General features: G+C 66.7%; 3 protein-coding genes. All 3 read right to left on the bottom strand.

Going from position 1 to position 2,209, the window contains the following annotated elements; all coding sequences use genetic code 11:
* Positions 1-76: 76 nt before the first annotated feature.
* Positions 77-997 carry a metallophosphoesterase gene (locus AC1D00_RS37690; RefSeq protein WP_135176273.1) on the bottom strand — a complete coding sequence of 307 codons (921 nt, stop codon included), beginning with the start codon at positions 995-997 and terminating at the stop codon, positions 77-79.
* Positions 998-1,103: 106 nt separating this feature from the next.
* Positions 1,104-1,967: a DUF6869 domain-containing protein gene (locus AC1D00_RS37685; RefSeq protein ID WP_477014161.1), complete on the bottom strand. Its 864-nt coding sequence runs from the start codon at positions 1,965-1,967 to the stop codon at positions 1,104-1,106.
* A 93-nt stretch (positions 1,968-2,060) separates the two neighbouring features.
* Positions 2,061-2,209: Holliday junction DNA helicase RuvB C-terminal domain-containing protein (locus tag AC1D00_RS37680; protein WP_477014162.1), on the bottom strand; the 149-nt coding region annotated here is incomplete at its 5' end.

Raw genomic sequence — 2,209 nt, 5'->3', positions numbered from 1 at the left:
CAGTCACGTCGCGTGCCTCTTCGCTTTTTGCTACCGGCCCGTTTTGCGCAAAAACGGCCGGCCGTGCAAGCGCAGGCTACGCCACCGCCGGCCCCGTCCTCCCCAGCGTCACCTCGACGATCTCCGGCGGCACGCCGACACGGAGCGGCATGATGCTGCAACCGAGGCCGCCGGAGATGATGACGTCGCATTTCAGCCTGACATGACCATAGGCGAGCCGGAGGCCGTGCTGCCGGGGAACTGCCGGCGACCAGCCGAGCAGCCGGACCTGGCCGCCATGAGTGTGGCCGGACAGTTGCAGCGCGACGCGCGCGGGCACGCGCGGGGCGATGTTGGGCTCGTGCGCGAGCAGGATGATCGGCGCGTCGTCCGTGACTTTGGCGAGCGTCGCGGTGAGATCGTCGGCGCCGACGCGCCCGGTGCGCCGGAAGCGCCGCGCCGGCAGAAAGGCAAGCTGATCGCCGAGGCCGGCGAGCCAGAACGGGCGGCCGTCCTTGGTGAGACGCACGGCGTCGTTCTCGTAGACGGGAATACCGGCCGCCTCCAGCGCACGATGCGCCACCGTCGGGCCATACCCGGCCTGCTGCACGGCCCTGTCCACCCAATAATCGTGATTGCCCATGACGGCATGGACGCCGAGCGGCGCTTTCAGGCCCGCGAGCACCCTGGCCCATTCGTTCGCGGGAATGATGCGCGTGACCTGGTGAAGTCCGGCGACATAGTCGCCGAGCAGCACGATGAGGTCGGCATTCAACCCATTGGTGCGGTCGACGATGGCCTCGATCCGCTCCAGCGACATCCAGGGATCGCAGGCATGGACGTCGGCGATCACGGCGATCTTGAGCGGCAGATCCGCCGGCCATTGCCGCGGGGTCGGATGATAGCGGGTGACGCCGAGCCGCAGCACCGGCTCGATACCGACGCCGTAGGCGGCGGTCGAGACACCGAGGGCGGACAGGCCGCCGAAGGAACGGATGAGACGACGGCGCGTGATCATGGAAGTCCGCTTCTGCTACGGCATCTTGATGCGRGCCGATTGAAGCGGAATTGGGGTTGGCTCGTGCAGACCGTCTGCATCTCGGTGCAGACCGTCTGCACAAAGGCTACCATCGGCCCTCGCCGACCAGCGCATCCAGCCGCGCCTTCAATTCGTCGGGCGCACGGTAGTACCAGACACCGCCGAGCAGATCGCGAAAACGTGCGTCGGCGCGCGCCTCGCGCTCGATCCGGTCGATCGTCCCGACGCTGATCACGTCTTCGAGGGGACCGGCGGCCAGCAGCGACAGCAGCACCGGGTTGGACTCGATCTTGAGGATCTCCAGGATCAGGTCGATCATCCTGTCGGGATCGTCTTCGCGTAGGTCGCGCTCGAAATCCATGATCGCGAACAGATTGTCGTCCTGGTCGCGCTCGGATCTGGAATATTGCTCGACCCAGGCGCGCGCGAGCTCGGTGACCGACATGTTGGCGCAATCGAGCGGCTCGCGCGGCGTGCGCTGCGCCAGATGGTCGACATGCCACGCCTCGCGATCGGCGAGGCCTGCAATACGCGACATCAAGGGATCGTCGGGACCGACATGCACGCCGCCCAGCAGCCAGCGCAGCCGGTCATTGTGTGCGGCTTCCTGCTCGACACGCGCCATCACCTCCGTGCCATGCGCATAGAAGAGCGCCAGCAGGAACTTGTCGTTGAGCTGCATCACCGTCGGCTTGTCGGTCTCGGTCTTGAGAACATCGAGCACGAGATCGAGCGCGGCTTGCGGCCTGCGATGCGGCAGATGGTCGAAATAGACCTTGATGGCCCAGATGCTGCCGACCTGGTCGCGACGGCTGACGCGCTGGAGCGCGCACCACATCGACGCCAGCTCGCCGCGCGGCATCGAATCCAGCAGCGCCTCGGTCTCGTCGGGCGTGCGCAGCTGCGGCGCGATGGTCTTGAGCAGCCTCGTGTCGTCCGTCGGCGCCATTCCTTCCCACTCCAGTCCGTGTGTGGCGATCATGTTCGCCGCGCGTTCGGATTAGTGCCGGGATGGAACCGGTGGGTTCATCGACTGCGGCGATCAGTCGTCGCTTTCGTCGGTGCCGAACAGGCCGAACTGTGCCGCATCGCGATTGGGCTCGGCGAGGCCGAGATGGCGGAAGGCGTGAGAGGTGAGCAGCCGGCCGCGCGGGGTGCGCTGGAGATAGCCGCACTGGATCAGATAGGGCT

The sequence above is a fragment of the Bradyrhizobium sp. P2_E8 genome, from assembly GCF_056403875.1.
The sequence above is the reverse complement of the archived record's forward strand: the minus strand, read 5'-3'. Positions and strand labels throughout refer to the sequence as shown.

Bases quoted from the DNA above. Each gene is read 5' to 3' on its own strand.
- AC1D00_RS37690 (WP_135176273.1), bottom strand. From the start codon at position 997: ATGATCACGCGCCGTCGTCTCATCCGTTCCTTCGGCGGCCTGTCCGCC.
- AC1D00_RS37685 (WP_477014161.1), bottom strand. From the start codon at position 1,967: ATGGCGCCGACGGACGACACGAGGCTGCTCAAGACCATCGCGCCGCAG.